Genomic DNA, 25,211 nt, shown 5'->3' with positions numbered 1-25,211 from the left:
GGGAGTTTCCGCGATGTCGCTGACCGACAAGACCCTGCCGGCGCCGGATCCGACGCAGCGGCAGGTCGTCCAGAGCTACGGACCGGGGCGCTTCCGCGTCAGCGGCGTGGCGTGGACCGCCGCGATCCTCGTCACTCCCGACCGCACCGTCGCATGGGAGGCGGCCACCGCGCCCATGGCCGATGCGCTCGGCGTCGCGGCGCTGGCGCCGGTGCTCGACGCCACCCCCGCGGTCGAGGTGCTGCTGGTCGGCGGCGGCGCGCGCGCCGCGTTCATCCCGCCCGCGACGCGCGCCGCGCTCAAGGCGCGCGGACTGGCCGTCGAATCGATGGACACCGGCGCCGCCTGCCGCACCTACAACGTGCTGCTGGCCGAGGGCCGCCGCGTCGCCGCTGCCCTGATCCCGACGCCGGACGGCGCGTGACGGGGCCGCGCCCGTCCTACTCGGCGGCGCGGTCGAACTGGAGCTCGGCGAGGCGGGCGTAGAGGCCGCCGCGGGCGGCCAGCTCGCGGTGCGTGCCGCTGTCGACGATGCGGCCGTCCTCCAGCACGACGATGCGGTCGGCCTTGAGCACCGTGGCCAGCCGGTGGGCCACGATCAGCGTGGTGCGGTCCTTCATCAGCCGGTCGAGCGCGGTCTGCACCGCCAGCTCGCTCTCGGCGTCGAGCGCGCTGGTCGCCTCGTCGAGCAGCAGCACGGCGGGATCGCGCAGGATGGCGCGCGCGATGGCGACGCGCTGGCGCTGGCCGCCCGACAGGCGCACGCCCTTCTCGCCGAGGAACGTGTCGAAGCCATTGGGCAGCGCCTCGATGAACTCGCGCGCATGCGCCGCCTCGGCGGCGGCGCGCACCTCGTCGTCCGAGGCGTCCGGCCGGCCGTAGCGGATGTTCTCCATGGCGCTGGCGGAGAACAGCGTCGGCTCCTGCGCCACGATTCCCATGCGCGACCGCAGGTCGTTGAGCGAGGCGCTCCGGATGTCGGCGCCGTCGAGCGTGATGACGCCGGACCGCGGATCGTAGAAACGCTGCAGCAGCGCGAACACCGTGGTCTTGCCGGCGCCGGACGGGCCGACCAGCGCCACGGTCTCGCCCGGCGCGACGTCGAGCGTGAAACGGTCGAGCGCCGCGGTGTCGGGCCGCGCCGGATAGTGGAACACGACGTCCTTGAACGCCACCGCGCCGCGGGCCGGCGACGGCAGCGCCGCCGGCGCGACCGGCTCCTCGACCGGCGAGCGGGTCGCCATCAGCTCGGCGATGCGCTCGGCGGCGCCGGCGGCGCGCTGGAGGTCGCCGATCACCTCGCTGATCGCGCCGGCCGACGCGGCCGCCACGACGGCGTAGAACACGAAGGCCGAGAGGTCGCCGGCGGTGATGCGCCCGGCCAGCACGTCGTGGCCGCCGATCCACAGCAGCACGCCGACCGCGCCGAACACCAGCAGGATCACGGTCCCGGTCAGCAGCGCGCGCTGGAACACGCGCCGCCGCGCGGTGTCGAAGCCGGCCTCGACCAGCGCCCCGAAGCGGCCGGCCTCGCGGCCCTCGTGGCCGAAGGCCTGCACGGTGCGGATGGCGTCGACCCGCTCGCCGGCGTAGGCGACGACGTCGGCGATCCGCTCCTGGCTCAGCCGCGACAGGCGCCGCACGCGGCGGCCGAACACGATGATCGGCACGATCGCCAGCGGCACGACCAGCAGCGCCAGCACCGTCAGCCGCGGGCTGGTGACGACCAGCATCGCCGCGCCGCCGATGAACATCAGCGTGTTGCGGATGGCGACGGAGACCGACGAGCCGACCACCTGCTCGATCAGCGTGGTGTCGGCGGTCAGCCGGCTCATGACGTCGCCGGTGCGCGCCGTCTCGAACCACGCCGGACTCAGGCGCAGCACGTGGGCGAAGGCGTCGCGGCGGATGTCGGCGACGACCCGCTCGCCCAGCCAGGAGACGAAGTAGAAGCGCGCCGCCGAGGCCACCGCCAGCACGCCGACGGCGGCCAGCAGCGAGGCCAGCGCGTAGTCGAGGATGTCCGTGCGGCCGGCCGCGAAGCCGCGGTCGATCAGCGCCCGCAGGCAGGCGCCGAACGCCAGCACGGTGGTCGCGGCCACGAACAGGGCCACCAGCGCCAGCGCCACCCGGCCGCGATGCGGCCGCAGATACGGCCACAGGAACCGCAGCGGGCGCAGGTCGCGGCGGGTCGCGGTCGCGGCGCCGCCGGTCGGAGGAAGCGAGGTCTCGGCCATGTCGACGGTCCGCGGGCGTCAGGCGAGGGCCGGCGCGACGCCCGCCGCGGCGGCCAGCTCGTCGCGCAGCAGGGTCTCGAGGTCGGCGCCGCCGCGGGTGTCGGCCCAGGGGCCACCGGCGGGATCGTGTGCGAAATGGTGCGCGCCGGAGACCGGCGACGACATCCAGATCTGGGACGTCGGCGCATGCCGGTTGACCACCCAGGTGCCGGCGCCGTCGACCTCGATCTGGAGGATTCCGGCCTCGTAGTCGACCTCCGCGACGTCGGCCAGCGCCGTCTCCAGCCGGTCGGCGAGACGGTCGAGCAAGGCGGCGGCGGCGTTGGCGAAGCTGGCGGTCATGTCCGGGCCGGTTGGCGGTTTCGCGACGGTGAGCGCCAAGTCTTTGAAATACAAGGCGTTCGCGGGCGCCTATAGCAGGCCCGCCGGGGCGCAACAAGGCCGGGGACGGCGCGCCCTTGCCCAACCGCGGCGCCTCCCCTATAAGGCGCGCCTCGATTTCCGGAGTTTACCGTCATGAAGGCCGACATCCATCCGAAGTACCACGACATCACCGTGGTGATGACGGACGGCACCCAGTACCAGACCCGCTCGACCTACGGCGAGCCGGGCGCGACGCTGCGTCTCGACATCGATCCGAAGACCCATCCGGCGTGGACCGGCGTCAACAAGGTCGTCGAGCGCGGCGGCCGCATGTCGCGCTTCCGCGCGAAGTTCGGCAGCATCGGCGCCATCAAGGAATAGGCCGCCCGCCCCGCGCGGCACGACCGACGCCCGGCGGCCTCCGCCGGGCGTTTTTCTTTGCCCGCGCGCCGGCACGAAGACCTTGATCGCGGCGGCGGAAGGTCCAGCATGTCGCCGCGGAGCGCAGGGAGATTCGGGATGGACGGTACGGAAGCCAAGGGCGAGCTGACGGTGCGCGTGCTGCGCGAGACCCACGCCGCGGCGCTGGCGGCGGCCCTCGCGGCGAAGCCGGAGACCCATCTCTTCCTGCGCGCCAACCTCGCGAAGGGCGGCATCGAGGACACCGGCAAGCGCAACACCGCGACCTGGGTCGGCGCGGTCGAGGACAACAGCGACATCGCGGCCGCGGCCGCGCTGTGCTGGAACGGCGCCTGCCTGCTGCACGCGCCCGAGGCGCTCGACCACATCCTCGACACGCTGGCCGGCGCCGCGCCGCGCGAGGCGCTGGAGCTGGCCGGGCCGGCCGACCAGGTGGTGAAGGCCGAGCTGCACGGCTGGTTCCGCGACCGCTCGTTGAAGCACCGGGTCGAGGCGATGGTGATGACCTTGGCGCTGGCCGATCTGCGCATGCCGGCGCCGATGGCGGCGGGCACGGTCGACACGCGGCCGCCGATGGGCGAGGAGCTGGCCGAGCTGGGCGCGTGGCACGCCGACCTGCGCGACACGCTGCACGGCGACGCGCGCACGCCCGAGAACGACCTCGCGGCGCGCCAGTTCATCCGGCTGCTGCACGACGAGCGCCGCGACATCGTCGCCACCGTCGCCGACAAGCCGGTGGCCTACGCCGCGGTCACCATCGAGCACGAGGGCTGGGTGAACGTCGGCGCCGTCTACACGCCGCCCGACCTGCGCGGCCGCGGCTACGCCCGCTGCGCCGTCGCCGGCCTGTTGCGCGACGCCGCCAAGGGCGGCGCGACGCACGCGATGCTGACGGTCACCCGGGAGGATCCGCTGGCGGCCCGCGTCTACGCCGCGCTGGGATTCGTACCGGCCTACGACTGGACAGTCGTCCGCTACCACCCCGCCTGAGCGCCCGCCCCGGCCGCACGCCGGTCCCCTCGATCGACCGGTCCACCGCGCGCGAAAACCGCGCGACACAGGCCCTTGACTCGACGCCGGCCGACCCCACTTCCAGCCTGTCGCCGGGCCCGTGACGGGCCGGCGGCGTCAGCGGCCCGCCCGTGAGGGGGGCCATCAACCGCATCGCTCCAAGGAGGGTGTTCCCATGCGTGCGTTCGACTATTCCCCGCTGTTCCGTTCGACCGTCGGCTTCGACCGGGTCTTCCAGCTGCTGGACTCCGTGTCCAACGACTCCGCCGGCGCCGGCTATCCGCCCTACAATATCGAGAAGGTCGGCGACAGCGGCTACCGCATCACGCTGGCCGTGGCGGGCTTCACCGACAAGGACATCGAGATCGTCCAGCAGGAGAACGCGCTGCGCGTCGCCGGCAAGATCGCCGACCGCGACGGCGCCGTGACGTACCTCCACCGCGGCATCGCCGGCCGCGCCTTCGAGCGGCGCTTCGAGCTCGCCGACCACGTGCGGGTGAGCGCCGCGGCGCTCGAGAACGGCCTGCTGCACGTCGACCTCGTGCGCGAGGTGCCGGAGGAGAAGAAGCCGCGCGCGATCCCGATCGCCGTGGCGTCCCGCCAGCCGGCGCTCCAGGCCGCCGAGTAGCGGCTCCCGGCCGGGCCGCCGCGTGGCGGCCCGGCCCCCCCTGTTTGAATCCGGCCGCCGGCGTCCCTCGACGGATGTTTGACGTGGCTCAAGGCGTCCGCCCCAGGGTGGGGCGAGAGTACGCATACGTCGAGCCGACGCCGTCGCGTCACCGAACCCTAGGAAGGAGGCAGACATGACACGCGATCTTCCGACGATCTGGGGCCGCCTGGGACAGGGCGGCGATCCGTTCGCCAATCTGATGCGCCCGTTCGAGTCTCTGTTCGACGACGCCGCCCTGCGCCGCCTGCCGCCCGCCGTCACGTTGCCGACGCCGCGTCTGGACGTCACCGCCGATGCCGAGGCGATCACCGTGAAGGCCGATCTGCCGGGCATGGCCGAGAACGAGGTCGAGGTGACACTCGAGGGCGACACCCTGATCATCCGCGGCGAGCGCAAGAACGAGCGCGAGGAGAAGGACGAGAAGAAGGCCTACGTGGTCCAGGAGCGCAGCTACGGCGCGTTCCAGCGCGCGATCGGGGTCGGCCCCGACATCGACCGCGACAAGGTCACCGCGAGCTTCGACAAGGGCGTGCTCGTGGTCAAGCTGCCGAAGACCCAGGCCGCGAAGGCGGCGGCGCGGCGCATCGACGTGAAAGCGGCCTGACTCCCCTTCCCCTAGACCGGATCAGGATCGCTTCCGGGAGCGCCGCGGCCCACCGCGGCGCTCTTCATTTCCGCCGTGCGGCGCGGCCGCCGGCACGTCGCGGTGGCGCCGCGCCGCGCGATTCCCGTAGACTGCCGGCCGAAAAGAGCCGAGCGGAGGGAACGCGGTCCATGAAGAGCTACAAGGTCGTCGAATTCGGTCAGCCGATGCAGCGCGTCGAGGAGCCGACGCCCGCGCCCAAGGGCACGGAGGTCATCGTGCGGATCACGGCCGCCGGCGTCTGCCACAGCGACGTGCACCTGTGGGAAGGCTATTTCGACATGGGCGGTGGCAACAAGTACTCCACCGCCAAGACCATGAACCCGCCGCGCATCATGGGACACGAGATCGTCGGCGAGGTGGTGGCGCTGGGCCCCGACGCCAAGGGCGCCAAGGTCGGCCAGAACGCCGTGGTCTATCCGTGGATCGGCTGCGGCAAGTGCTGGCACTGCGACAACGGGCTCGAGAACCTGTGCCCGACGCCGCGCGCGCTGGGCGTCAACGCCGACGGCGGCTTCGCCGACCATGTCGTGTGCCCGCATCCCAAGTACCTGTTCGACTACGGCTCGATCCCCACCGAGCTGGCCTGCCTCTACGCCTGCTCAGGCATCACCGCGTTCGGCGCGGTGAAGAAGGCGGTCGGCAACGACATCGGCAAGCCGGTGCTGGTGATCGGCGCCGGCGGCGTCGGCCTGATGGGCGTGCAGTTCGCGCGCGCCGTGCTGGGCCGCGACCCGATCGTGGCCGACATCGATCCAAAGAAGCGCGAGCTGGCGCTGGCCAACGGCGCCTGCGCCGCGATCGACCCGCGCGACAAGGACGCGCGCAAGACGATCCTGGAGCTGACCGGCGGCACCGGCGTCGGCGCGGCGCTTGACTTCGTCGGCGCCGAGAGCACGGCGCAGTTCGGCCAGCGCGCGCTGGCGCGCGGCGGCCGCCTGATCATCGTCGGCCTGTTCGGCGGCACGTTCTCGACGCCGCTGCCGATGTTCGCGTTCACCGGCACCGCCGTCATGGGCTCGGTCACCGGCACGCCGGCGGAGATGTCGGAGATGATGGCGCTGGTGCGCGACGGCAAGGTCAAGGCCGTGCCCGTGACGACGCGCAAGCTCGACGAGGCCAACGAGGCGCTGCAGGAGCTGCGCAAGGGCCTGATCATGGGCCGCGCCGTGCTGGTGCCCTGACGCGACGCCTCAGGGATGGAATTTCAGGCCGTCGACGATCTTGTCGACGGTCTTGCGCTCGGCGCGCACGGCGATGCCGACCAGATTGAGATCGGACCGCGCCACCGCCTTGACCACGGCGCGGTTGGCCGCGTCGTGGCCGGTGGCGAACATCTCCTCGGTGTAGACCGCCGGCTCGACGCCGCGCTGGAGCGCGCGGTCGAGGGCGCGCGCCAGCGCCGGCCGGTCGGCGCCGTAGATCAGGATCGGCTGGCCGATCAGGGCGCGGTAGCGCGTCGCCGATCCGTCCTCGTAGGGCGCGCCGACGCATTCCGGGAACGCCGCCGCCACGCCGCCGCTGAGGAACGCCGCCACGTTGAGCTTCTGCCACACCGCTAGATCCGACCGCACCACCATCGCGATCTTGGTGTCGAAACGCACCGTCTCCCCGTCCGCCATCGCCGTCTCCGAACGTCTCTCAACCGCCGAGCGGATACCGCCCGATCTCGACCAGCCCGCCGGCCGAGACCTCGACCAGCCGCAGCGCCTCGATCCGCCCGTGCATCGGCACGATCCGGGTCTCGACGATCCGGGCGATGCGCTCCGCCTCGATCGGCGAAGCGAACACGCCCAGCGTCAGATGCGGCTCGTAGGATTTCGCCGAACCGGCCGGCGGCGACATCGGATCGTTGAGCGCCTCGTAGAGACCGCGGAACTCCTCGGTGCCCTCGTCCGGCTCGGCGTAGAGCCAGGCGCGGCCGGCGCCGGGCGGCGCGTCGACCCGCAGGCGCTGAAGCACGAACCAGAACGGCCGGGTCGCGCCGGCCGCGGCCGTCAGCGCGGCGGCGAGCTCGTCGCGGCCCGCGACATCGGCGCCGAACACCAGCGTGACGTGCGGCCCGATCCGGTCGGCCTCCGCCGGATGGTAGTGCGCGCGCAGCCGGCGGAGGGCTTCGTCGTCGTCCGGCGCCAGCACCGGCTCGGCGACGACGTAGAGCCGCGCGGCCGGCGCCGCGGCGGGCGCCGGTTCCGGCGGCGCGGCCGCCGGGGGCGCGGGGACCTCCCCTCTCCGCGGGCCGGGAAAGGGGATGACCGCCATCAGCTGTAGCTCTTGGCCATCCCCAGCGCCGGATCCATCGCCGCGCCATAGGGCGGGAACGGATAGCGCAGGCCGTTCTTCGCGAGGTGGCCCATGCCCTCGACCGCGCGCAGGAACTCGTCGGGCGGGCACGCCATCAGCAGCTCGTCGTCGGCCACGCCGCCGTAGCGGCGCTCGGCGTAGCACGGCAGCGACAGCGAGGTCTCCCGCGTCGACAGGGCGCGGCCCCACGAATCGGCGCAGGCGCTCTCGCCGGTGACGGTGAAATCGTACCGCTTGTAGCGGTGGAACTGCAGGCCGTTGATGAAATAGATCATCTGGCCGGGCGTGCCGTAGAACAGGCAGATGTCCGGCGGGTCGAGCCGCGCGGCGCGCAGCGGCGCCACGACGAGACCGTTGTAGCGGCCGTGCGGCACCCGCGGCATCGTCGCCTGGTGCATGCGCGAGGCCTCCTTGTTGCCGAACCACACGCCGTTCATGTGGTCGCCCGAGAGGAAGCCCTCCCCGGGATGGTTCAGCCCGACCACGCCGCCGCAATTGCCGCCGCGGGTGTTGTCGACGGTGATGCCGAGCGTGAAACCGTACCAGCGCGACTGCGTCACCATCTGGCACATCGTGAACTTGAAGCCCTCGGTCGGGCGGCGGAGGCCCTTGATCTTCTCCATCTCGACCGGGTTCTCGAACAGGCGCATGCCGATCGGCATGGTGCGGATGCGCAGCTGCTCGATCAGCGTCTGCGAGGCGTCGGCCAGCATCTGGCCGGTGATCCGCTCCGGTGGCGTCCACGGCTTGACCTTGACGCCCGGTGGCAGGGTCTCGGCGGATTGCGGCTGCGCTGACATGGGTTCCTCCCCGATTCGATCGCCGGGCATTCTAGCGGCGCGCCGCCTCCGGTCGATGGCAAATCGGCGGCGGCCGGCGCGCGCCCGCCATTGACACCCGCGCTCGGGAACGCCACCTCGGACCAAACCGCGCGGCCGGCGGACGGCCGACGCGGACCAGACCTGGGGTGACGCGGATGATGGACTCTCTGATGACGCTCGCGGCCGATCCGGCCGTGTGGGTCGCCTTGATCACGTTGATCGCGCTCGAGGTCGTGCTCGGCATCGACAACCTCATTTTCATCTCGATCCTGACGAACAAGCTGCCGGAGGCGCAACGCGCCCGGGCTCGGCGCATCGGCATCGGCCTGGCGCTGGTGATGCGGCTGGGGCTGCTCGGCACCATCGCCATCATCGTGCGACTGACCGAGCCGGTGTTCACGGTGCTCGGCCAGGGGCTGTCGTGGCGCGACCTGATCCTGATCGCCGGCGGCCTGTTCCTGGTGTGGAAGGCGACCAAGGAGATCCACCACAGCGTCGACCCCGATCCGGGGCCGGACATGTTCGACGCGCGTCCGAAGGGGCTCAGTTTCGGCGCCGCCATCACCCAGATCCTGATCCTCGACCTGGTGTTCTCGGTCGACAGCATCATCACGGCGGTCGGCATGACGCCGCACGTCCCGGTGATGGTGATCGCGGTCGTCATCACCGTGGTGGTGATGCTGGTGGCCGCCGACCCGATGGCGCGCTTCATCGAGAACAACCCGTCGCTGGTGATCCTGGCGCTGGCGTTCCTGCTGATGATCGGCATGACGCTGATCGCCGAGGGCTTCGGCGCGCACATCCCCAAGGGCTACATCTACGCGGCGATGGCGTTCTCGGTGTTCGTCGAGACGCTGAACATGGTGGCGCGCAAGCGCGCCGCCGTGCGCCGCGCGGGAGCGGCCGAGCCGAAGTAGAACGCCCCGGCCGGCGTCAGGCGAGGTCGTAGCGGACCACGCGGCGGCTCTCGACCAGGGCGTCGACGGCGGCATGGCCGGCGTCGTGGCCGGGCCGGGCGCGATGGGCGGCCAGCGCCGCCTCGTCGCGCCACAGCTCGCTCAGCACGATCGTCGCGCCGTCGCCGGTGGCGGGCGTCCCCAGCTCCATGCGCAGGCAGCCGTCGTCGCGCAGCGTCTCGGCGCAGTTGCGGCGCAGCGCCGCGAGGCACTCCTCGCGGCGGCCCGGCCGCGCGCGGTACTCGATCCAGACGCCGATCACGGGCCGGCCCGCCGGCTCACGTCAGGTTGAGGCCGCCGTCGAGCAGCACGATCTCGCCGGTGACGTAGTCGTTGCGCAGCAGGGAGGCGACCATGTCGGCGACGTCCTCCGGGCGCGCCACGCGGCGCATCGGCGATTTCGTGTTCCACAGCGCGTAGGCGTCCTCCCAGCCGGCGCTCATCGGCGTGTCGACCAGGCCGGGGGCGACGGCGTTGACGCGGATCGCCGGCGCCAGGCTGAGCGCCAGCAGCTTGGTGACATGGTGCAGCGCCGCCTTGCTGGCCGCGTACGGGATCGAGCCGCCCTTCGGCCGTACGGCGGCGTGCGTGCCGATATTGACGATCGACGCCGGCCTGCCGCCCTCGGCCGAGGCCCGCAGCGCCGCCTCGGCGGCCGTGATCAATACCCATGGCGCCACCAGATTGACGTCCAGCAGCTCGCGCCAGATCGCCGGCGTCGCGGCCGCGAGATCGGCATGGGGGATGCGGATCGAGCGGCCGGCGTTGTTGACCAGCACGTCGAGGCGGCCGTGGCGCGCGACCACCTCGTCGACCAGCCGCCGCGCCTCGGCCTCGTCGGCGAGGTCGGCGCGGGTGTAGCTGGCGCCCGGCAGCTCGGCCGCCATCGCCGCGCCGGCCTCGACGGACGACCGCGAGTGCAACGCCACGGCGTAGCCATCGGCCGCGAGGCGGCGGGCGATGGCCGCGCCGATGCCGGAGGTCGAGCCGGTGACCAGCGCCACCGGCCGGGTCGACGGAGCGGCCATATCGGTCTCCTAGACGCCGGCCGTCCGCCGGACGGGCGCCGGCGCGAGCATGACGGTCGACGTCGCGGTCGCGATCAGCTTGTCGTCGGCGTCGACCAGGCGGGCGTCGAGGAAGGCGACGTTGCGGCCCCAGCGCACGACCTGCCCGGTGGCGTGGTAGATTCCCGGATGGGCGGCGTTGAGGAAGCTCACCTTAACCTCCAGCGTCGGGACCAGCAGCTTGAAGGCCGACTTCGCGATGGCGGCGTGGGCCATCGACGTGTCGAGCCAGCCGGTCACGAATCCACCCTGGACGATGCCTCCGCGCGGGTGCCCGGCGGTCGAATGGCAGTGGTTCACGGTGGCCGTGCAGCGCATCACCACGCGGCCGGCCTCGGCGTCGACCTCGACCGCCTCGGCGCCGAGGGTCGCGATGCCGGGCTGCCGGCCGCGCTGGAAACTGTCGAGTATCTCTTCGTTGGTCATTTTTCCGTCCGTCGCGGCGCCGCCGGCGCGTAGGTCCCGAACCGGGCGTAGAGCGTCACGCCGATGGTCACGGGGATGAGCAGATAGCCGAACAGCGCGCGGTACGCATCCTCGCCGAGGGCGCCGCCGGCCGACACCGGGAAGGCGCCGAGGACATAGCCGGTGATCGGCTGCGTGACGCCCACGCCGATGAACACCCAGACGTTGATCGAGGTCAGCGAGCGGCCGCGCAGGCGGTCGTCGAACAGCGACCGGCCGTGCTCGAGCACGGCCGGGAAGAAGCTGGAGACCGACGAGAACAGGAACAGGACCGCCATCAGCGCCGCGGTCGGGATACCCGGCCAGGCGACCAGGACGGCGAGGCAGAGGCCGGTGGTGGCGATGAAGCCGATCACGACCGGCCGCGGCGAACGGGCGCGTCCCGCCAGCCAGCCGGCCATGAAGATGCCGCCGGTCCCGAACAGCGCCATCACCAGCAGCGCCGTGCCTCGGGCGTCGGCGTCCATGCCGTGGACGTCGAGCATGTAGGTGCCCAGCCACAAGCCACGCAGCGCGAAGTTGGTCGAGTAGCCGACCACCGCCGCGCCGCACAGACCGATCATGGCGGGGTGGCGGAACACCTCGCGCAGGCCCTTCACCACCTCGATCAGCGGCTCCGGCCGGCGGCGGTCCCAAGGCGAGCCGGGCGGCGCGTCGCGCACGATCCAGAGGATGGCGCCGGCGGTGGCCAGCATGCCGGCGATGGCGGCCGCGAAGCCGATCCGCCAGCCATGGGCGAAGCCCGCCGCCTCGATCAGCTTGATCAGCTCGACGAAGGGCTGGGTGGCCAGCAGGTTGCCGACGTAGCCCAGCGACATCATCGCCGCCGCCATGGTCGCGAAGCGCCGCGGCGCGTACCAGCGGCCGATCAGCACGATGGCGCCCATCAGCACCGCCGACGTCCCCAGTCCCAGCAGGGCCATCCCGGTCGTCAGCGTCCAGAAGTCGCGGCCGACGGCGAACAGGCCGCCGCCGGCGACGCCGGCGACCAGGCTGACGGACACGGTCAGACGGGGACCGTAGTGGTCGAACAGGATGCCCGACGGGATCTGCATCACCGCCACGCCCCAGAAGAACGCGCCGGTGATCCAACCCAGCTCCTCGGCCGTCAGCCCCATCTCGGCGCGCAAGGTCGGGCCCAGCACCCCGGTCACGGAACGCTGGAACTGGCACAGCACGAAAATCACCGCCAGGACGGCGAACACCACCCGACGGCCGCGGCGCACGGCCGGGGCGTCCCAGTCGAACGGCGCGCTCTCGGCGTCGGCGGCGACGGTCATCCGCGCCTCGGCGGCATCGGCGCGACCGCCCCGCGTGCGGCGCGACGCCGCGTCTGGGTTCCTGTCATGGGACGCTGATAGCAAGGATGGCGCATCGGCCACAGTGCGTTCGGCGCAGGACAGGCAGTGGCCGCGTCGATCCCGTCCGGTCTGTCGTCACAGGGATTTCGCCATCCCGTCACACGGCGGACGCGTCGCCGTGGACGCCGCGGCGCATCAAATACCGAGCATAGACTCAAAAATTAGCTGAGGATTCACTCCGCTTATACTGTTGCAAATATGCAACTTGGCGCTGGACTCCGCCCGCCGCGTCTGTTGAGAGTACTTCCACGTGATGGGCCGGGCGGGCCGATCCACCGGTTTCCGGATCTCCGGAGCCGCTGCGGATCGCCCCACCCCGCCCCAAGAACCGGTCCAACGCCGCTCGTCGGCTTCTGCAGGATAGGGCTCTTCATGCGGGAAACGATCTCGCGACGGTCACGTCGCTTCGCCGTCGCCATGACGACGTCCATGTGCGCCGTGTCCGCGCTCTGCCTGATGGGCCAGGCGAACGCCCAGGCGATCCGGGCGCCGCAGCAGGCGGTGGCCCAGCCGGCGGCCAAGCCGCAAGCCGCGAAACCCCAGGCCGCCAAGCCACAGGCGGCGGGCGTCACCAGTCCGGGCGCCAAGCGGATCACCATCCCCGCCAAGCGCCCGACGACGGCGGTGGCGCGCATGGGCACGCCGCCCGGCGGCGCCGCGCCGAGCGAGCCCGAGGCCGTTCCATTCTCTGTCGATCCCTCGAAGCCGCTCGTCGACCAGTTGGCCGCGCTGGGCGTCGGCCCCGCGGACGCCGAGGCCGCCGCCAAAGCCGCCGCCAAGGCGATGGGCCGCACGCCGCTCACCGGCGGGCATTCGGGGCGGGCCACGTTCTCGCCGGCGCCGACCGAAGGCCGCCAGCTCCAGACCCTCCAGATCTACCTCGCCGGCGCCGCCGGTCCGGTGGTCGACGTCCAGCGCGCCGCGTCGGGTGGTTTCACCGCGACCGGTGCCGTCGGATCGACGAGCGTCGCCACCCTGCGCGGCGGTGAAGGCGCCGGCGGCGAGTCGCCGCGTCCGGAGGGCGTCGAGGACGACCACCGCCGCTGGAACAGCGAAGGCGGCGGCAGCGTCCGCGTGGCCCTGCCGTCGACCCGGTCGATCGCCCCGAAGTCGATCGGCACCAGCCGCGTCTCCGCCAACGGCAACGCCAATATCGCCCTGGCCCGTGCCGGCATCGACACCCACACCGCGCAATCGGCGGCCCAGGCGCTCGCCGCCGTGGCGCCGGCCACCCTCGACGTGCGGTCCGCCAGCATCGAGATGGTGCACGGCCGCGCCGACGACGGCCAGGTCCGGCTGCTGACCGCGACGATCTACGACCGCTCGTCGCGCGGGCAGATCTGGTGGTTCGCGCCCAAGGGCCAGCCCGAGGGCTTCTTCGACGAGCACGGCAACCGCGTCGGCGACTCCTCGATGACCCTGCCGATCGAGGGCAGCCACATCTCCTCCTCGTTCGGCCCCCGCCGCCTCGGGCGCTGGTACGCCTTCCACAACGGCGCCGACATCGCCGGCCGCTACGGCACGCCGATCGTCGCGGCCGCCGACGGCGTCGTCGACTACGCCGGCTGGTACTACAACTACGGCAAGACGGTGCGCGTCGTGCACTCCGACTCGCTGGCCACCAGCTACAGCCACATGTCGAATTTCGTGGCCGGCGTCGGTCCGGGCACGCGCGTCCGCAAGGGCCAGGTGATCGGCTACGTCGGGAGCACCGGCCGCTCGACCGGGCCTCACCTGCACTTCTGCGTGCTGGTCGACGGCCAATTCGTCAACCCGGCGCCGTACATCGGCGGCACCGGCCGCCTCGCCCCGCAGGATCTGGTCGCGTTCCGCGACTGGCAGCGCCGCGCGGCGGGCGCCTCGCGCTCGCGCTCCACCGAGGCCGAAGCGTTCGACGGCCCCAACCGGCTCTGACGCGGCGCTTCCGCCGCGCTCCGACAACGCCGGCCCCGGGGGCCGGCGTTTTTCGTTCCGGCCGCGGACTCCCGAATTGCGCGACACCCGATTCCTATGCCAGCATTGGAACAACGAAGAACGGCAGGGGGCTCGGGGTGCTTCTCGCGGACGGCGTCGACACGCGCGGTCGAACGTCCATGCGTCTCTCTCCCACGTTCGATTCGTTCTTGGCATGGCCGTTGCACCGTCCATCCGACGGCGGCGGCGGACAGGCTTATCGCGCGACCGTGAAGGGAGAAGAATCGATGAAAAAGGCATTCCGCAACGCCGCAATCGCCGCCGCCTCGCTCGGGCTGCTGGCGGCGGCCTCGCCGGCCCACGCCGGCAAGGATCTCGACGCCATCAAGGCGCGCGGCCAGCTGATCTGCGGCGTCGGCCCCAGCAGCGCCGGGTTCTACCTTCTCGGCTCCGACGGCAAATGGAGCGGCATCGACGTCGACGTCTGCCGCGCCATCGCCGCCGCCATCCTCGGCGACTCCGAGAAGGTGAAGTACGTGCCGGCCAGCGCCCAGCAGCGCTTCCAGCAGGTCCAGTCGGGCGAGGTCGACATCCTGTCGCGCACCACGACCTGGACGCTGACCCGAGACACCTCGCTGGGCCTCGATTTCGGCCACATCACCTACTACGACGGCCAGGGCTTCCTCGTCGCCAAGAAGCTGGGCGTCAAAAGCGCCAAGGAGCTCAACGGCGCCACCGTCTGCGTGCAGCCCGGCACCACGACCGAGCTCAACCTCGCCGACTACTTCCGCGCCAACAAGATGACGTTCAAGTCCGTGGTCATCGAGAACCGCGACGAGGTCGAACAGGCCTTCTACTCCGGCCGCTGCGACGTCTACACCAACGACGCCTCCGGCCTCGCCTCGTCGCGCGCGACGCGCTCGCCGAAGCCGGACGACTACATCATCCTGCCCGACCTGATCTCCAAGGAGCCGCTCGCGCCGGCGTTCCGCCACGGTGACAACCAGTTCGGCGACATCGTGCGCTGGGCGGTCTACGCCATGCTCGAGGCCGAGGAGTTCGGCATCACGTCGAAGAACGTCGACGAGATGAAGGCCAAGAGCGACAACCCGGCCATCAAGCGGCTGCTCGGCGTCACCCCGGGCATGGGCAAGGCGCTCGGCGTCGACGAGGACTGGGCCTTCCGCATCATCAAGCAGGTCGGGAACTACGGCGAGTCGTTCGAGCGCAACATGGGCGCCGGCTCGGCGCTCAAGCTCGAGCGCGGCCTGAACCGCCTGTGGACCCAGGGCGGTCTGCAGTACGCGCCGCCGGTCCGCTGATCCAAGGCCCTCCGCCGGCGCCCGTCGCCGGCGGAGGCCGCTTCCCGAACGTCGGCGACGGCCGCGGACAGCGAGCGAGACATGGCGAACATCACCTTCCCGTCGGCCGCGGCCAAGCCCGCCGTGCCGCCGTGGAACGACCCGGTCATCCGCGGATGGGCGTTCCAGATCGTCGTGATCGGCCTGTTCGTGGCGCTGGTCACCTTCCTCGTCCAGAACACGCTGGCCAACCTCGAGCGCCAGAAGATCGCCACCGGGTTCAGCTTCCTCGTGAAGGAGGCGGGCTTCGACATCGGCGACACCGTCATCCCCTACTCCGCCGCCGACTCCTACGGCCGCGCCCTGTTCGTCGGCATGCTCAACACGCTGCGGGTCGCCGTCATCGGCATCGTGCTGTCGACCATCCTCGGCACGCTGGTGGGCATCGGCCGGCTGTCGTCGAACTGGCTGCTGGCCAAGATCTGCGCCGTGGTACGTCGAGATCTTCCGCAACGTGCCGCTGCTGCTGTGGCTGCTGCTGATCGCGAAATTCATCCGCGAATCGCTGCCCGGCCCGAAGCAGGCGATCGACATCGCGGGCTCGATCTTCATCTCCAACCGCGGCGTCTCCATCCCGGTCCCGGTCGCCGATCCGATCCACAAATGGATGGGCGTCGCGCTGCTTGTCGGGATCGCGGCGGCGTTCGCCGTCCACCGCTGGGCCCGCGCCCGCCAGGAGGCGACCGGCCAGCAATTCCCGACGCTGTCGGCCGGCGCCGCGATCATCGTCGGTCTGCCGGTGCTGGCGTGGCTGGCGGGTGGCGCGCCGACCGCGCTGAGTGTACCCGAGCTCAAGGGCTTCAACTTCAGCGGCGGCTCGGTGATGCAGCCGGAATTCGTGGCGCTGCTGCTCGGCCTGACGCTCTACACCTCGGCGTTCATCGCCGAGATCGTGCGCTCCGGCATCCTCGCCATCCACCGCGGCCAGACCGAGGCCGCCTACGCCATCGGCCTGTCGCGCGCCCACACCACCCGGCTGGTGCTGCTGCCCCAGGCTCTGCGCGTCATCGTGCCGCCGATGACCAGCTCGTACCTGAACATCACGAAGAACAGCTCGCTGGCGATCGCGATCGGCCATCCCGACCTGGTCGCCGCGATCAACGTGACGATCAACCAGACGGGCCAGGCGATCGAGGGCGTCCTGATCATCATGGTCGCCTACCTGTCGGTGAGCCTGTCGATCTCCCTGTTCATGAACTGGTACAACAAGCGCATCGCGCTGGTGGAGCGCTGACATGACCGACCTGGCGCGGGCCGGCGGCGCGTCCGCCAAGCCCCAGCGATCCCCGCCGCGCGGCGAGACCGGCGCGATCGGGTGGGCGCGCAAGAACCTGTTCAACGGCTGGGGCAACGGGATCACGACGATCGTGCTGGTCGTGGGCATTGGCTGGCTGCTGTGGGGCATCCTCGACTGGGGCCTGTTCCGCGCGGTGTTCTCGGCCCCCGACGGGGCCGCCTGCAAGCAGGCGAGTCCGGACGGCGCATGCTGGGCCATCATCGGCGACAAGTACCGGCTGATCTTCTTCGGCACCTATCCACTCGACGAGCACTGGCGGCCGCTGTTCGCGTGCATCGCCATCATCGCGATGCTGGTGGTGAGCTGCGACCGGCGGTTCTGGAACTGGCGGCTGCTGGTGATCTGGGGCGTCGGGACGGTGGTGTCGCTGACGCTGATGTTCGGCGGCGTGCTCGGCCTCAGCTTCGTGGAGACATCGCGCTGGGGCGGCCTGCCGGTGACGCTCATCCTGGCCGCCTACGCGCTGGCGTTCGCGTTCCCGCTCGGCGTGCTGGCGGCGCTCGGCCGGCGCTCGAACCTGCCGCTGATCAAGGGCCTCTGCGTCGGCTACATCGAGCTGATCCGCGGCGTGCCGCTGATCAGCCTGCTCATCATGGCGTCGGTCATGCTGCCGCTGTTCCTGCCGGCGGGCGTCAGCATCGACAAGTTCCTGCGCGCGCTGGTCGCCGTCACGCTGTTCGCCGGCGCCTACATCGCGGAGATCGTGCGCGGCGGACTGCAGTCGCTTTCGAAGGGCCAGTACGAGGCCGCCGACGCGCTCGGCCTCAACTACCCGCAGAAGACGCTGTTCGTGATTCTGCCGCAGGCGCTGGCCGTCGTGATCCCGCCGCTGGTGAACACCTTCATCGGCTTCTTCAAGGACACGTCGCTGGTGCTGATCATCGGCATCTTCGACCTGCTCAACGCCGGCGAGCAGGCGATCGCCGACCGCGCCTGGGCGGGCTTCGCGAACGAGGTCCACATCTTCCTCGCCGCGCTCTATTTCGCGATGTGCTACTCGATGTCGCTCTACAGCAAGCATCTGGAGCGCGAACTCAACAGGGGCGTGCGCCGCTGAGCGGCGCGACGGAGACACCTGCCATGGCGAACGCTGCGCGCGACCTGTCGGACCTGCCGGAGGTGATCCGGCTCAAGGCCGTCAACAAATGGTACGGCCAGTTCCACGTGCTGACCGACGTCGACCTGTCGGTGCGGCAGAGCGAGAAGATCGTCATCTGCGGACCGTCCGGCTCCGGCAAGTCGACGCTGATCCGCTGCATCAACCGGCTGGAGGAGCACCAGGCCGGCACATCGTCGTCGACGGCGTCACGCTGTCCAACGACGTCAAGAACATCCAGGAGATCCGGCGCGAGGTCGGCATGGTGTTCCAGTCGTTCAACCTGTTCCCGCACCTGACGATCCTCGAGAACCTCACGCTGGCGCCGATCTGGGTGAAGAAGACACCCAAGCGCGACGCCGAGGAGATCGCGATGGGGCTGCTCAAGCGTGTGCGCATCCCCGAGCAGGCGGCCAAGTATCCGGGCCAGCTCTCCGGCGGCCAGCAGCAGCGCGTCGCGATCGCGCGCGCGCTGTGCATGCGGCCGAAGATCATGCTGTTCGACGAGCCGACCTCCGCCCTCGATCCCGAGATGGTCAAGGAGGTGCTCGACGTCATGATCGAGCTCGCCAACGAGGGCATGACGATGCTCGTCGTGACGCACGAGATGGGCTTCGCCCGCTCGGTCGCCGACCGCGTCGTCTTCATGGACCGCGGCGAGATCGTCGAGATGGGTCCGCCCACGGAGTTCTTCGCCAATCCGCGAGAGGAGCGGACCCGCACCTTCCTCGGCCAGATCCTCCACCACTAGGAGCGGCCGGGTGGCGGCGCCGCTCAGGCCGCCATGCTGAGCAGCGCGGCGGCGTGGATATGGAGGCGCGCGCCGAGCCGGCCGGGGACGCGCGTCGACAGCGCCTCGACGCCGTCCACCACCGCGCGGGGCAGCAGCGGCAACAGCAGGCGCGTCTTCAGGTGGCCGTTCGACAGCGGGTTGTTGAAGAACTCCAGCCGCTCGACGCGCAGACCGGCCTTCGCCGCCAGGGTCGCCCACTCGTCGGGATGCAGCAGGAAGATATGGCCGTCGCCGTCGGGCTTGAACTGCATCGCCTCGTACATCGACGGGTCGGGGCAGTCGGAGAAGCGCGGCAGCCGGTTGCGGAAATAGGCGCCGTTGGGGGTCGTCAGAACGATGTGGCCGCCCGGCGCCAGCAAGCCGGACAGCCGGCGCAGGAACTCGTCGGGGTGGGCCACATGCTCGATGATCTCGGTGGCGACGATGGCGTCGTAACGCCCGACCCGCTCCGCCGGCAGCTCGAACAGGTCGCCGGGCATGAAATCGATGTCCGTCCGCGCGGTCTTCAGGCGCACGTAGTCGACCAGATCGGCGCGGAGATCGTTCCAGGTCACGGCGTAGCCGAGTTCCGCCAGCACGATCGAGAAATTGCCCTGGCCGGCGGCGAGGTCGAGCACCCGGGCGCCCGGCGCGGTGGTGTCGAGCACGTAGTCGACGGCGCGCGCGAAGCGGTTGCGGTAGGCGACGCGGTAGCCGCGCTCCGACGCGCCGGGCCACACCGAGTTGGCGTCGTGGTGGAACGACAACTTCCAGCTCTCGGGCCACGAATCGTCCCACGCCGGCCGTCCGATCAGATCGAACAGGTCCGGCGTGAAGCGCCGCCCGGCGCGCGGCGCCGGCGGGGACTTCCGGGAGGAATTGTCGCTCACGATCGGGGCCCCATGCTCGCGAGGCGAGCCATTTCCGCTATCTGTTTGTTTTAGCACCAACTTTCAACCCTGTCCCGGCTCCTGTACCATCGGCCCACAGGGGCATGCGCGGAAAGGTCGAGCGATCTCCATGAAAATACTCGTGACCGGGGGCGCCGGATTCATCGGATCGGCCGTCGTCCGCCGCATCGTGCGCGCGACGCCCTGGTCGGCGGTGACGGTCGACAAGCTGACCTACGCCGGCAATCTGGAATCGCTCGCCGAGGCGCTCGAACATCCCCGTCACCGCTTCCACCGCGCCGACATCTGCGACCGCGCCGCGATCGACGCGATCCTTGCCGCCGAGCGGCCGGACGCGATACTGCATCTCGCCGCCGAGAGCCATGTCGACCGGTCGATCGACGGCGCCGCCCCGTTCATCCAGACCAACATCGTCGGCACCTGGACGCTGCTTGAGGCGGCGCTGGCCTACTGGCGGACGCTCGACGCCGACGCGCGCGCGCGGTTCCGCTTCCAGCACATCTCGACCGACGAGGTCTACGGCTCGCTCGGGCAGGACGGGCTGTTCACCGAGGAGACGTCGTACAAGCCGAACTCGCCCTACTCCGCCAGCAAGGCGTCGTCCGACCATCTCGTGCGCGCCTGGCACCACACCTACGGCCTGCCGACGCTGACGACGAACTGCTCGAACAACTACGGCCCCTACCACTTCCCGGAGAAGCTGATCCCGCTGGTCACGATCCGGGCGCTGCGCGGGGAGACGCTGCCGGTCTACGGGAAGGGCGAGAACGTGCGCGACTGGCTGCACGTCGAGGACCACGCCGAGGCGCTGCTGATGGTGCTGGAGCGCGGACGGGTCGGCGAGACCTACAACGTCGGCGGCGGCAACGAGCGGCGCAACATCGACGTCGTGCGCGCGATCTGCGCCGCGCTGGACGAGTTCCTGCCGGACGGACCGCACCGGCCGCACGCCGAGCTGATCCGCTTCGTCGCCGACCGTCCGGGGCACGACCTGCGTTACGCCATCGACGCCGGCAAGCTCGAGCGCGAGATCGGCTGGCGCGCGCGCCACGGCTTCGACGACGGCATCCGCGCCACGGTGCGCTGGTTCCTCGACAACCGCGGCTGGTGGGAGCGGGTGCTCAGCGGCGCCTACCGCGGCGAGCGCCTCGGGCTGGCCGACTAGGCCGCCGGCGGCTCATGCGAGCGGATGCGGTCGCCGAACGGGTCGACCGTCCCGGTGACGAGTCGCCATTGTGACTGCTCGACGCTCGGCCGCACGTGGGCGCGGTTCCGGCCCTCCGGCTCGCGCTGGAGAGCGCGTACGCCGCGCGGGTGCACGAACACCGTCGATCCCGGCGCGCCGTCGCCGTGGCGGCCGCCGGGACGCGGCGTCAGGCCGGCGCGCGAGGCCTGGGCGTAGAGTGGGAAGTCGGCGCCGGATCGCTGCTCCCAGTCGAGATTGCCCCCAACGAGGCCGGCGTCGAACGCCTTCGCCTCCGCTTCGTCGAAGATCCCCGGGATCGGCGCCGTCCGCTCGACGGCGATGCCGTCCCCGGGGCGATCGGCGGAGCCCGTCACCTCGTCGATCGCTCCTCCGGACCCCGCGGGGCGCGCGCCGGCCTCAGCGTCCGAGGCGCTCGCGCACCAGCCGGCGCAGCGCGGCGCGCCGCGGGGCGTCGAGCAGCAGCAGCGGCGTCGCGCAGACGACCAGCGCGGCCGGAACGCTCACGAGCCAGTCGACCTCGCGTGCCGACCACCCGATCCAGGCCGCGGCGGCCACCACGAGCAACGAGGCGGCCGCCACGCGCCACACCACCGCGCCGGGCCAGTAGTCGAGCGAACGCCGGCTCCAGTACAGCAGGAACGCCAGCCGCGCGACGTGCAGGACGAGGAACGCGACGCCCAGCGCCTCGAGCCGACCGACGCCGAACCGGGCGGGGTCGATGTACCCGGTGAACACGGCGGCGCCGGTCGCCAGCATGCCGCCGTACCAGAGCGCCTCGCTGACCGCGACCGGCAGCAGCCTGGCGCGCGCCATCAGCAGGATCACGAGCACCGTCACGTAGGCGCTGAACAGGTTGCCCACCAGCATCCAGCGCAGCGGCGCCATCGCGTCGAGGAACGCCGACGAGTAGAGGACCCGAAGGATCAGCGGCATGAACAGCAGGCCGATTCCGATCAGCGGCGCGGCCAGCACGCTGACCACCGACAGCGCGTCGTCGAGGAAGCGGCGGCGCGACCCGGTGTCACCGGCGGCGCTGAGCGACGGCAACAGGTAGGTACCGAACGACGCCATAAGCACCGCGAGGTTCTGCGACGTCAGGATCCACGCCGCCTGGAAAAGCCCGTTGGCGCCCTGCCCGTCGGTCTCGATGATCAGCGCGCGCAGCGCCATGAACGAGGCGGAGTTGAGCAGGCCGGCGCCGACGTTGGCCGCGAAGAACTTGAGGAAATGCGCGACGTCGTCGCGCCTGGGCGCGTCGCGGAACGCCGTGGCGATCTGCGGCCACCATCCCAGCCGGCGCGCGAAATACGCCGAGACGACAAGCTGCGTGGCTACCGGCGCGAGGATCAGACCGAGGAACGCGAGCTGCGCGCCGTCGTGCGCCATCGTCGCCAGCGGCCACGCCAGCGCCAGACCCGCCAGCGACGCGGCGATGTTCGCCAGCGCCAGCCAGACCAACGCGCCGGACACGTTGACCAGGCCGCTGAACAGGAAGCCCAGGATCGACACCGCCGCCGTCACCACCATGCAGCGGATCGCGAACACGATCTCCGGCGCGGTGTCGCGGAAGAAGTGCTCGGCGAGCGCCGGCGCGCCGATCAGCAGCAGCAGCGCGAACACGACGATGCCGGTCATGGTCACCCACACAGCCGCCACCAGCCGCCGCCGGCGGGCGTCGCCCTCGGTCGACGACAGGCCCTGCACCAGTCCGGCGGCGCCGCCCAGCGTCCCCAGGCCGGTGACCACCTCCTGCAACTGGCGGTACGACGCCAACAAGCCCACACCGGCCGGCCCCAGCGTGATGGCCACGATCTTGTTGGTGGCCAGCCCCAGCAGCAGGCTGATCGCGCTGGCGCCGCCGGTCGTGGCGATGGCGCGCAGGAAGCTCAGCATGGCGGGCGCCCCCCGGCCGCGGCGGTCGTGGCGATGGCGCGCGGGAACCTCAGCATCGCGCGGCGGCGGACGCGCCGGTCCGCCCGCTCACGCCGCGCGCCGCAGGGCGGCGGCCACGGCGTCGACGTCCGCCGCCGGCATGTGCGGGCCGATCGGCAGGCTGAGCGTGGTGTCGGCGATGCGCTCGGCCAGCGGGAACGACCCGGCCGGCAGGCCGAGCCCGGCGTAGGCCCGCTGGAGGTGCGGCGGGATCGGATAGTGGATCAGCCAGCCGATTCCGGCGGCGTCGAGCGCCGCCGTCGCGGCCTTGCGGTCGCGGCAGCGCACGGTGAACAGGTGCCATACGGGATCCGCCCATTGCGGCACGTGGGGCGTCTCGATCCCGTCGATCCCGGCCAGCGCCGCGAGATAGCGCGCCGCGAGCGCGCGGCGGCGGTCGTTGAACGCGTCCAGCGTCGGGAGCTTGGCCCGCAGCACGGCGGCCTGCAGCTCGTCCAGCCGCGAGTTCACGCCGGCCTCGAGGTTCACGTACTTCACCTTCGAGCCGTAGTTGCGCAGGGTGCGCAGCCGGTCCGCCAGCGCGGCGTCGTCGGTGGTGACGGCGCCCGCGTCGCCCAGCGCGCCGAGGTTCTTGCTGGGGAAGAAGCTGAACGCGCCGGCATGCGCCAGCGCGCCCGAGCGGCGGCCCTTGTAGCGGGCGCCCTGCGCCTGCGCGACGTCCTCCAGCACGCGCACGCCGTGCCGCTCCGCCAGCGCCATGACCGGATCCATGTCGGCCGGCTGGCCGTAGAGGTGCACGGGGATGATCGCCCGGGTGCGCGGCGTGATCGCGGCCGCGACGCGCTCGGGATCGAGGTTGGCGGTCCGGACGTCCGGCTCGACCGGCACGACGCGGGCGCCGCACGCGGTGGCCGCCAGCCAGGTGGCGATGTAGGTGCTCGACGGCACGATCACCTCGTCGCCGGGGCCGATGTCCCAGGCGCGCAGGGTCAGCTCCAGCGCCTCCAGCCCGTTGCCCACCCCGACGCAGTGCTTCACCCCGCAATAGGCGGCGAACTCGGCCTCGAAGGCCGCGACCTCCTTGCCCAGCACGTACCAGCCGGAATCGGCCACGCGCAGCATCGCGGCGTCGATCTCGTCCTTGAGCTCGACGTAGACCGCGCGCAGGTCGAGGAAGGGGACGGTCATTTCCGCCGCGCCTTCGCTTCGCGCAGGAAATCGTCGTAGCCGCGGATGTAGTCGGACTCGGCGTAGTTGGTCGAGGCCAGCACCAGCACGACGGTGCCGGCGGCGATGTCGGCCAGCTCGTGCCACACCCAAGGCTCGAGGAACATGCCGCGGTCGGGACGGTCGAGGCGCACGGTCTCGCGCCGGACGCCGTCGTCGAGGATCAGGTCGGCGGCGCCGGCGACCGCCACCATCAGCAACCGCGCGTCGCGGTGGGCGTGGTGGCCCCGCGGCTGGCCGGGCTGGACGCTGTGGATCCAGAAGGCGCGGCGGACCGGGAAATCGAGATCGGTTCCGGTCTCGACGAAGCTGACGGAGCCGCGCGAGTCGGTGGCGCCGCGCACCGCCATCCAGCGGCAGCCCGCGACGCCGGGATCGGCCGGCGGCTTCACGGCGCGATCTCGTTGCCGCATTCGTGCAGCAGCTTGTTGGCCTCCAGCAGCGATTCGAACGTGCCGGCGTCGGTCCATGCGCCGGGATAGACGTCGTACTGGAGCTGGCGACGGGCGATGTAGGCGTTGTTGACGGCGGTGATCTCGTACTCGCCGCGCGCGGAGGGCTGGATGCCGCGGATGATGTCGAACACCTGGCCGTCGTAGAAGTAGAGGCCGACCACGGCGAACGAGGTCTTCGGCGCCGCCGGCTTCTCCTCGATCTCGACGATGTGCTGCTCGTCCAGCGCCGCCACGCCGTAGCGCTCCGGGTCGTGCACGCTCTTGAGCACGACGCGGGCGCCGGATTCCTGGCGGCGGAACGAGTCGGCCACCGGCGCGATCGACCGCTGGAACACGTTGTCGCCGAGGAAGACGCAGATCTTGCCGCCGGCGGCGAAGCCCTCGGCCAGCGCCAGGGCGTGCGCGATGCCGAGCGCGCCGTCCTGCACGCGGTAGGTCAGGCCGCAGCCGAGATCGACGCCCGAGCCGAGGCAGTTCACCATCTCGCCCATGTGGTCGACGCTGGTGACCACGAGGATGTCGGTGATTCCCGCCTTCACCATCTGGCGGATGGGATGGAAGATCATCGGCTCGCGGCCGACCGGCAGCAGATGCTTGTTGGTGGCCTTGGTCAGCGGATACAGCCGCGTGCCCTTGCCGCCCGCCAGAATGACGCCCTTCATCGGTCCTCCCCCAACCGCGCGCACCCTACGCACGGGCGGCATCAAAGCCAAGGAAGGAAGCGCCACCGCGGCGGGATTGGGGCGCGGCGCGGGCGGCG

General features: G+C 71.4%; 26 protein-coding genes and 2 pseudogenes. 13 read left to right on the top strand and 15 right to left on the bottom strand.

What is annotated here, in order from left to right:
• Window positions 1–13: 13 nt before the first annotated feature.
• Window positions 14–424 (top strand): Mth938-like domain-containing protein, encoded by a 411-nt coding sequence (locus tag IPK81_20805; protein QQS11944.1) that lies wholly within the window; start codon window positions 14–16, stop codon window positions 422–424.
• 16 nt (window positions 425–440) lie between these two features.
• Here IPK81_20805 and IPK81_20800 read toward each other — a convergent pair whose 3' ends face one another.
• Entirely contained in the window at window positions 441–2,237 is a 1,797-nt protein-coding gene (locus IPK81_20800) for an ATP-binding cassette domain-containing protein (protein QQS11943.1), read from the bottom strand.
• 18 nt (window positions 2,238–2,255) lie between these two features.
• Window positions 2,256–2,579, bottom strand: a complete 324-nt coding sequence (gene cyaY / locus IPK81_20795) for an iron donor protein CyaY (GenBank protein QQS11942.1) — start codon at window positions 2,577–2,579, stop codon at window positions 2,256–2,258.
• A 174-nt stretch (window positions 2,580–2,753) separates the two neighbouring features.
• Here cyaY and rpmE point away from each other — a divergent pair, with 174 nt between their 5' ends.
• The 5 genes from rpmE (at window position 2,754) to IPK81_20770 (ending at window position 6,528) form a co-directional block, all read left to right on the top strand.
• Entirely contained in the window at window positions 2,754–2,981 is a 228-nt protein-coding gene (gene rpmE / locus IPK81_20790; GenBank protein QQS11941.1) for a 50S ribosomal protein L31, read from the top strand.
• 138 nt (window positions 2,982–3,119) lie between these two features.
• A complete protein-coding gene (locus tag IPK81_20785; protein ID QQS11940.1) occupies window positions 3,120–4,010 on the top strand; it encodes a GNAT family N-acetyltransferase in 891 nt (296 codons plus the stop codon).
• Window positions 4,011–4,206: 196 nt separating this feature from the next.
• Window positions 4,207–4,659, top strand: a complete 453-nt coding sequence (locus IPK81_20780; GenBank protein QQS11939.1) for an Hsp20 family protein — start codon at window positions 4,207–4,209, stop codon at window positions 4,657–4,659.
• Between the two features lie 175 nt (window positions 4,660–4,834).
• Window positions 4,835–5,305, top strand: coding sequence for an Hsp20/alpha crystallin family protein (locus IPK81_20775; GenBank protein ID QQS11938.1), 471 nt, complete (start codon window positions 4,835–4,837; stop codon window positions 5,303–5,305).
• A gap of 170 nt (window positions 5,306–5,475) precedes the next feature.
• Window positions 5,476–6,528 carry an alcohol dehydrogenase catalytic domain-containing protein gene (locus IPK81_20770; protein QQS11937.1) on the top strand — a complete coding sequence of 351 codons (1,053 nt, stop codon included), beginning with the start codon at window positions 5,476–5,478 and terminating at the stop codon, window positions 6,526–6,528.
• Between the two features lie 9 nt (window positions 6,529–6,537).
• Here the strand turns inward: IPK81_20770 and IPK81_20765 are convergent, their stop codons facing one another.
• From IPK81_20765 to IPK81_20755, 3 genes are read right to left on the bottom strand one after another with little or no spacing between them, the layout of a single operon-like run.
• On the bottom strand, window positions 6,538–6,948 hold the full coding sequence (locus tag IPK81_20765; protein ID QQS15197.1) for a DUF2000 family protein: 411 nt from the start codon (window positions 6,946–6,948) through the stop codon (window positions 6,538–6,540).
• A 37-nt stretch (window positions 6,949–6,985) separates the two neighbouring features.
• Complete coding sequence (locus tag IPK81_20760; protein QQS11936.1) at window positions 6,986–7,606, bottom strand: 2'-5' RNA ligase family protein; 621 nt, start codon at window positions 7,604–7,606, stop codon at window positions 6,986–6,988.
• Window positions 7,606–8,361 (bottom strand): DUF169 domain-containing protein, encoded by a 756-nt coding sequence (locus IPK81_20755; GenBank protein ID QQS15196.1) that lies wholly within the window; start codon window positions 8,359–8,361, stop codon window positions 7,606–7,608. Before IPK81_20755 ends, IPK81_20760 begins: the two co-directional genes overlap by 1 nt.
• A gap of 266 nt (window positions 8,362–8,627) precedes the next feature.
• On the opposite strand from IPK81_20755, the gene IPK81_20750 reads away from it, so the two are divergent.
• The gene (locus IPK81_20750) at window positions 8,628–9,386 is read left to right on the top strand and encodes a TerC family protein (protein QQS11935.1); all 759 of its coding nucleotides are present in this window, start codon (window positions 8,628–8,630) and stop codon (window positions 9,384–9,386) included.
• Between the two features lie 16 nt (window positions 9,387–9,402).
• Here the strand turns inward: IPK81_20750 and IPK81_20745 are convergent, their stop codons facing one another.
• The 4 genes from IPK81_20745 to IPK81_20730 are packed head-to-tail and all read right to left on the bottom strand — an operon-like array spanning window position 9,403 to window position 12,237.
• Window positions 9,403–9,687, bottom strand: a complete 285-nt coding sequence (locus IPK81_20745; protein ID QQS11934.1) for an antibiotic biosynthesis monooxygenase — start codon at window positions 9,685–9,687, stop codon at window positions 9,403–9,405.
• Window positions 9,688–9,703: 16 nt separating this feature from the next.
• Window positions 9,704–10,453: an SDR family oxidoreductase gene (locus tag IPK81_20740; protein ID QQS11933.1), complete on the bottom strand. Its 750-nt coding sequence runs from the start codon at window positions 10,451–10,453 to the stop codon at window positions 9,704–9,706.
• A gap of 9 nt (window positions 10,454–10,462) precedes the next feature.
• Window positions 10,463–10,918 carry a PaaI family thioesterase gene (locus IPK81_20735; protein ID QQS11932.1) on the bottom strand — a complete coding sequence of 152 codons (456 nt, stop codon included), beginning with the start codon at window positions 10,916–10,918 and terminating at the stop codon, window positions 10,463–10,465.
• Window positions 10,915–12,237: an MFS transporter gene (locus IPK81_20730; protein ID QQS11931.1), complete on the bottom strand. Its 1,323-nt coding sequence runs from the start codon at window positions 12,235–12,237 to the stop codon at window positions 10,915–10,917. Before IPK81_20730 ends, IPK81_20735 begins: the two co-directional genes overlap by 4 nt.
• A 498-nt stretch (window positions 12,238–12,735) precedes the next feature.
• Here IPK81_20730 and IPK81_20725 point away from each other — a divergent pair, with 498 nt between their 5' ends.
• The 5 genes and pseudogenes from IPK81_20725 (at window position 12,736) to IPK81_20705 (ending at window position 18,737) form a co-directional block, all read left to right on the top strand.
• On the top strand, window positions 12,736–14,232 hold the full coding sequence (locus IPK81_20725) for a M23 family metallopeptidase (protein QQS11930.1): 1,497 nt from the start codon (window positions 12,736–12,738) through the stop codon (window positions 14,230–14,232).
• 287 nt (window positions 14,233–14,519) lie between these two features.
• Window positions 14,520–15,554 (top strand): amino acid ABC transporter substrate-binding protein, encoded by a 1,035-nt coding sequence (locus tag IPK81_20720; GenBank protein QQS11929.1) that lies wholly within the window; start codon window positions 14,520–14,522, stop codon window positions 15,552–15,554.
• An 81-nt stretch (window positions 15,555–15,635) separates the two neighbouring features.
• A pseudogene (locus IPK81_20715) lies at window positions 15,636–16,827 on the top strand (amino acid ABC transporter permease).
• Window position 16,828: 1 nt separating this feature from the next.
• Window positions 16,829–17,947: an amino acid ABC transporter permease gene (locus IPK81_20710; protein QQS11928.1), complete on the top strand. Its 1,119-nt coding sequence runs from the start codon at window positions 16,829–16,831 to the stop codon at window positions 17,945–17,947.
• A 23-nt stretch (window positions 17,948–17,970) separates the two neighbouring features.
• Window positions 17,971–18,737, top strand: a pseudogene (locus tag IPK81_20705) (amino acid ABC transporter ATP-binding protein).
• Between the two features lie 23 nt (window positions 18,738–18,760).
• Here IPK81_20705 and IPK81_20700 read toward each other — a convergent pair.
• Window positions 18,761–19,570, bottom strand: a complete 810-nt coding sequence (locus IPK81_20700) for a methyltransferase domain-containing protein (protein QQS15195.1) — start codon at window positions 19,568–19,570, stop codon at window positions 18,761–18,763.
• Between the two features lie 208 nt (window positions 19,571–19,778).
• On the opposite strand from IPK81_20700, the gene rfbB reads away from it, so the two are divergent.
• Window positions 19,779–20,834 carry a dTDP-glucose 4,6-dehydratase gene (gene rfbB, locus IPK81_20695; GenBank protein QQS11927.1) on the top strand — a complete coding sequence of 352 codons (1,056 nt, stop codon included), beginning with the start codon at window positions 19,779–19,781 and terminating at the stop codon, window positions 20,832–20,834.
• On the opposite strand, the gene IPK81_20690 is transcribed toward rfbB, so the two are convergent.
• The 5 genes from IPK81_20690 to IPK81_20670 form a co-directional block, all read right to left on the bottom strand.
• Entirely contained in the window at window positions 20,831–21,196 is a 366-nt protein-coding gene (locus IPK81_20690) for a VOC family protein (GenBank protein ID QQS15194.1), read from the bottom strand. The genes rfbB and IPK81_20690 overlap by 4 nt on opposite strands.
• Before the next feature lie 76 nt (window positions 21,197–21,272).
• Complete coding sequence (locus IPK81_20685; protein QQS11926.1) at window positions 21,273–22,769, bottom strand: hypothetical protein; 1,497 nt, start codon at window positions 22,767–22,769, stop codon at window positions 21,273–21,275.
• 87 nt (window positions 22,770–22,856) lie between these two features.
• Window positions 22,857–23,957, bottom strand: coding sequence for a DegT/DnrJ/EryC1/StrS family aminotransferase (locus IPK81_20680; protein ID QQS11925.1), 1,101 nt, complete (start codon window positions 23,955–23,957; stop codon window positions 22,857–22,859).
• Window positions 23,954–24,388, bottom strand: a complete 435-nt coding sequence (locus tag IPK81_20675; GenBank protein ID QQS11924.1) for an FdtA/QdtA family cupin domain-containing protein — start codon at window positions 24,386–24,388, stop codon at window positions 23,954–23,956. Before IPK81_20675 ends, IPK81_20680 begins: the two co-directional genes overlap by 4 nt.
• Complete coding sequence (locus IPK81_20670; GenBank protein QQS11923.1) at window positions 24,385–25,113, bottom strand: NTP transferase domain-containing protein; 729 nt, start codon at window positions 25,111–25,113, stop codon at window positions 24,385–24,387. Before IPK81_20670 ends, IPK81_20675 begins: the two co-directional genes overlap by 4 nt.
• Window positions 25,114–25,211: the final 98 nt, after the last annotated feature.

The organism is Rhodospirillales bacterium (assembly GCA_016699855.1).
Classification (GTDB): Bacteria; Pseudomonadota; Alphaproteobacteria; order Reyranellales; family Reyranellaceae.
Note: the sequence above shows the minus strand (reverse complement) of the source record. Positions and strands in the feature narration are given on the sequence as shown.

Excerpts from the sequence above, each read along its gene's own strand:
- IPK81_20805 (QQS11944.1), top strand. The coding sequence starts at position 14 with ATGTCGCTGACCGACAAGACCCTGCCGGCGCCGGATCCGACGCAGCGG.
- IPK81_20800 (QQS11943.1), bottom strand. The coding sequence starts at position 2,237 with ATGGCCGAGACCTCGCTTCCTCCGACCGGCGGCGCCGCGACCGCGACC.
- cyaY (QQS11942.1), bottom strand. The coding sequence starts at position 2,579 with ATGACCGCCAGCTTCGCCAACGCCGCCGCCGCCTTGCTCGACCGTCTC.
- rpmE (QQS11941.1), top strand. The coding sequence starts at position 2,754 with ATGAAGGCCGACATCCATCCGAAGTACCACGACATCACCGTGGTGATG.
- IPK81_20785 (QQS11940.1), top strand. The coding sequence starts at position 3,120 with ATGGACGGTACGGAAGCCAAGGGCGAGCTGACGGTGCGCGTGCTGCGC.
- IPK81_20780 (QQS11939.1), top strand. The coding sequence starts at position 4,207 with ATGCGTGCGTTCGACTATTCCCCGCTGTTCCGTTCGACCGTCGGCTTC.
- IPK81_20775 (QQS11938.1), top strand. The coding sequence starts at position 4,835 with ATGACACGCGATCTTCCGACGATCTGGGGCCGCCTGGGACAGGGCGGC.
- IPK81_20770 (QQS11937.1), top strand. The coding sequence starts at position 5,476 with ATGAAGAGCTACAAGGTCGTCGAATTCGGTCAGCCGATGCAGCGCGTC.
- IPK81_20760 (QQS11936.1), bottom strand. The coding sequence starts at position 7,606 with ATGGCGGTCATCCCCTTTCCCGGCCCGCGGAGAGGGGAGGTCCCCGCG.
- IPK81_20755 (QQS15196.1), bottom strand. The coding sequence starts at position 8,361 with ATGCTGGCCGACGCCTCGCAGACGCTGATCGAGCAGCTGCGCATCCGC.
- IPK81_20750 (QQS11935.1), top strand. The coding sequence starts at position 8,628 with ATGGACTCTCTGATGACGCTCGCGGCCGATCCGGCCGTGTGGGTCGCC.
- IPK81_20740 (QQS11933.1), bottom strand. The coding sequence starts at position 10,453 with ATGGCCGCTCCGTCGACCCGGCCGGTGGCGCTGGTCACCGGCTCGACC.
- IPK81_20735 (QQS11932.1), bottom strand. The coding sequence starts at position 10,918 with ATGACCAACGAAGAGATACTCGACAGTTTCCAGCGCGGCCGGCAGCCC.
- IPK81_20730 (QQS11931.1), bottom strand. The coding sequence starts at position 12,237 with ATGACCGTCGCCGCCGACGCCGAGAGCGCGCCGTTCGACTGGGACGCC.
- IPK81_20725 (QQS11930.1), top strand. The coding sequence starts at position 12,736 with ATGACGACGTCCATGTGCGCCGTGTCCGCGCTCTGCCTGATGGGCCAG.
- IPK81_20720 (QQS11929.1), top strand. The coding sequence starts at position 14,520 with ATGAAAAAGGCATTCCGCAACGCCGCAATCGCCGCCGCCTCGCTCGGG.
- IPK81_20710 (QQS11928.1), top strand. The coding sequence starts at position 16,829 with ATGACCGACCTGGCGCGGGCCGGCGGCGCGTCCGCCAAGCCCCAGCGA.
- rfbB (QQS11927.1), top strand. The coding sequence starts at position 19,779 with ATGAAAATACTCGTGACCGGGGGCGCCGGATTCATCGGATCGGCCGTC.
- IPK81_20685 (QQS11926.1), bottom strand. The coding sequence starts at position 22,769 with ATGCTGAGCTTCCTGCGCGCCATCGCCACGACCGGCGGCGCCAGCGCG.
- IPK81_20680 (QQS11925.1), bottom strand. The coding sequence starts at position 23,957 with ATGACCGTCCCCTTCCTCGACCTGCGCGCGGTCTACGTCGAGCTCAAG.
- IPK81_20670 (QQS11923.1), bottom strand. The coding sequence starts at position 25,113 with ATGAAGGGCGTCATTCTGGCGGGCGGCAAGGGCACGCGGCTGTATCCG.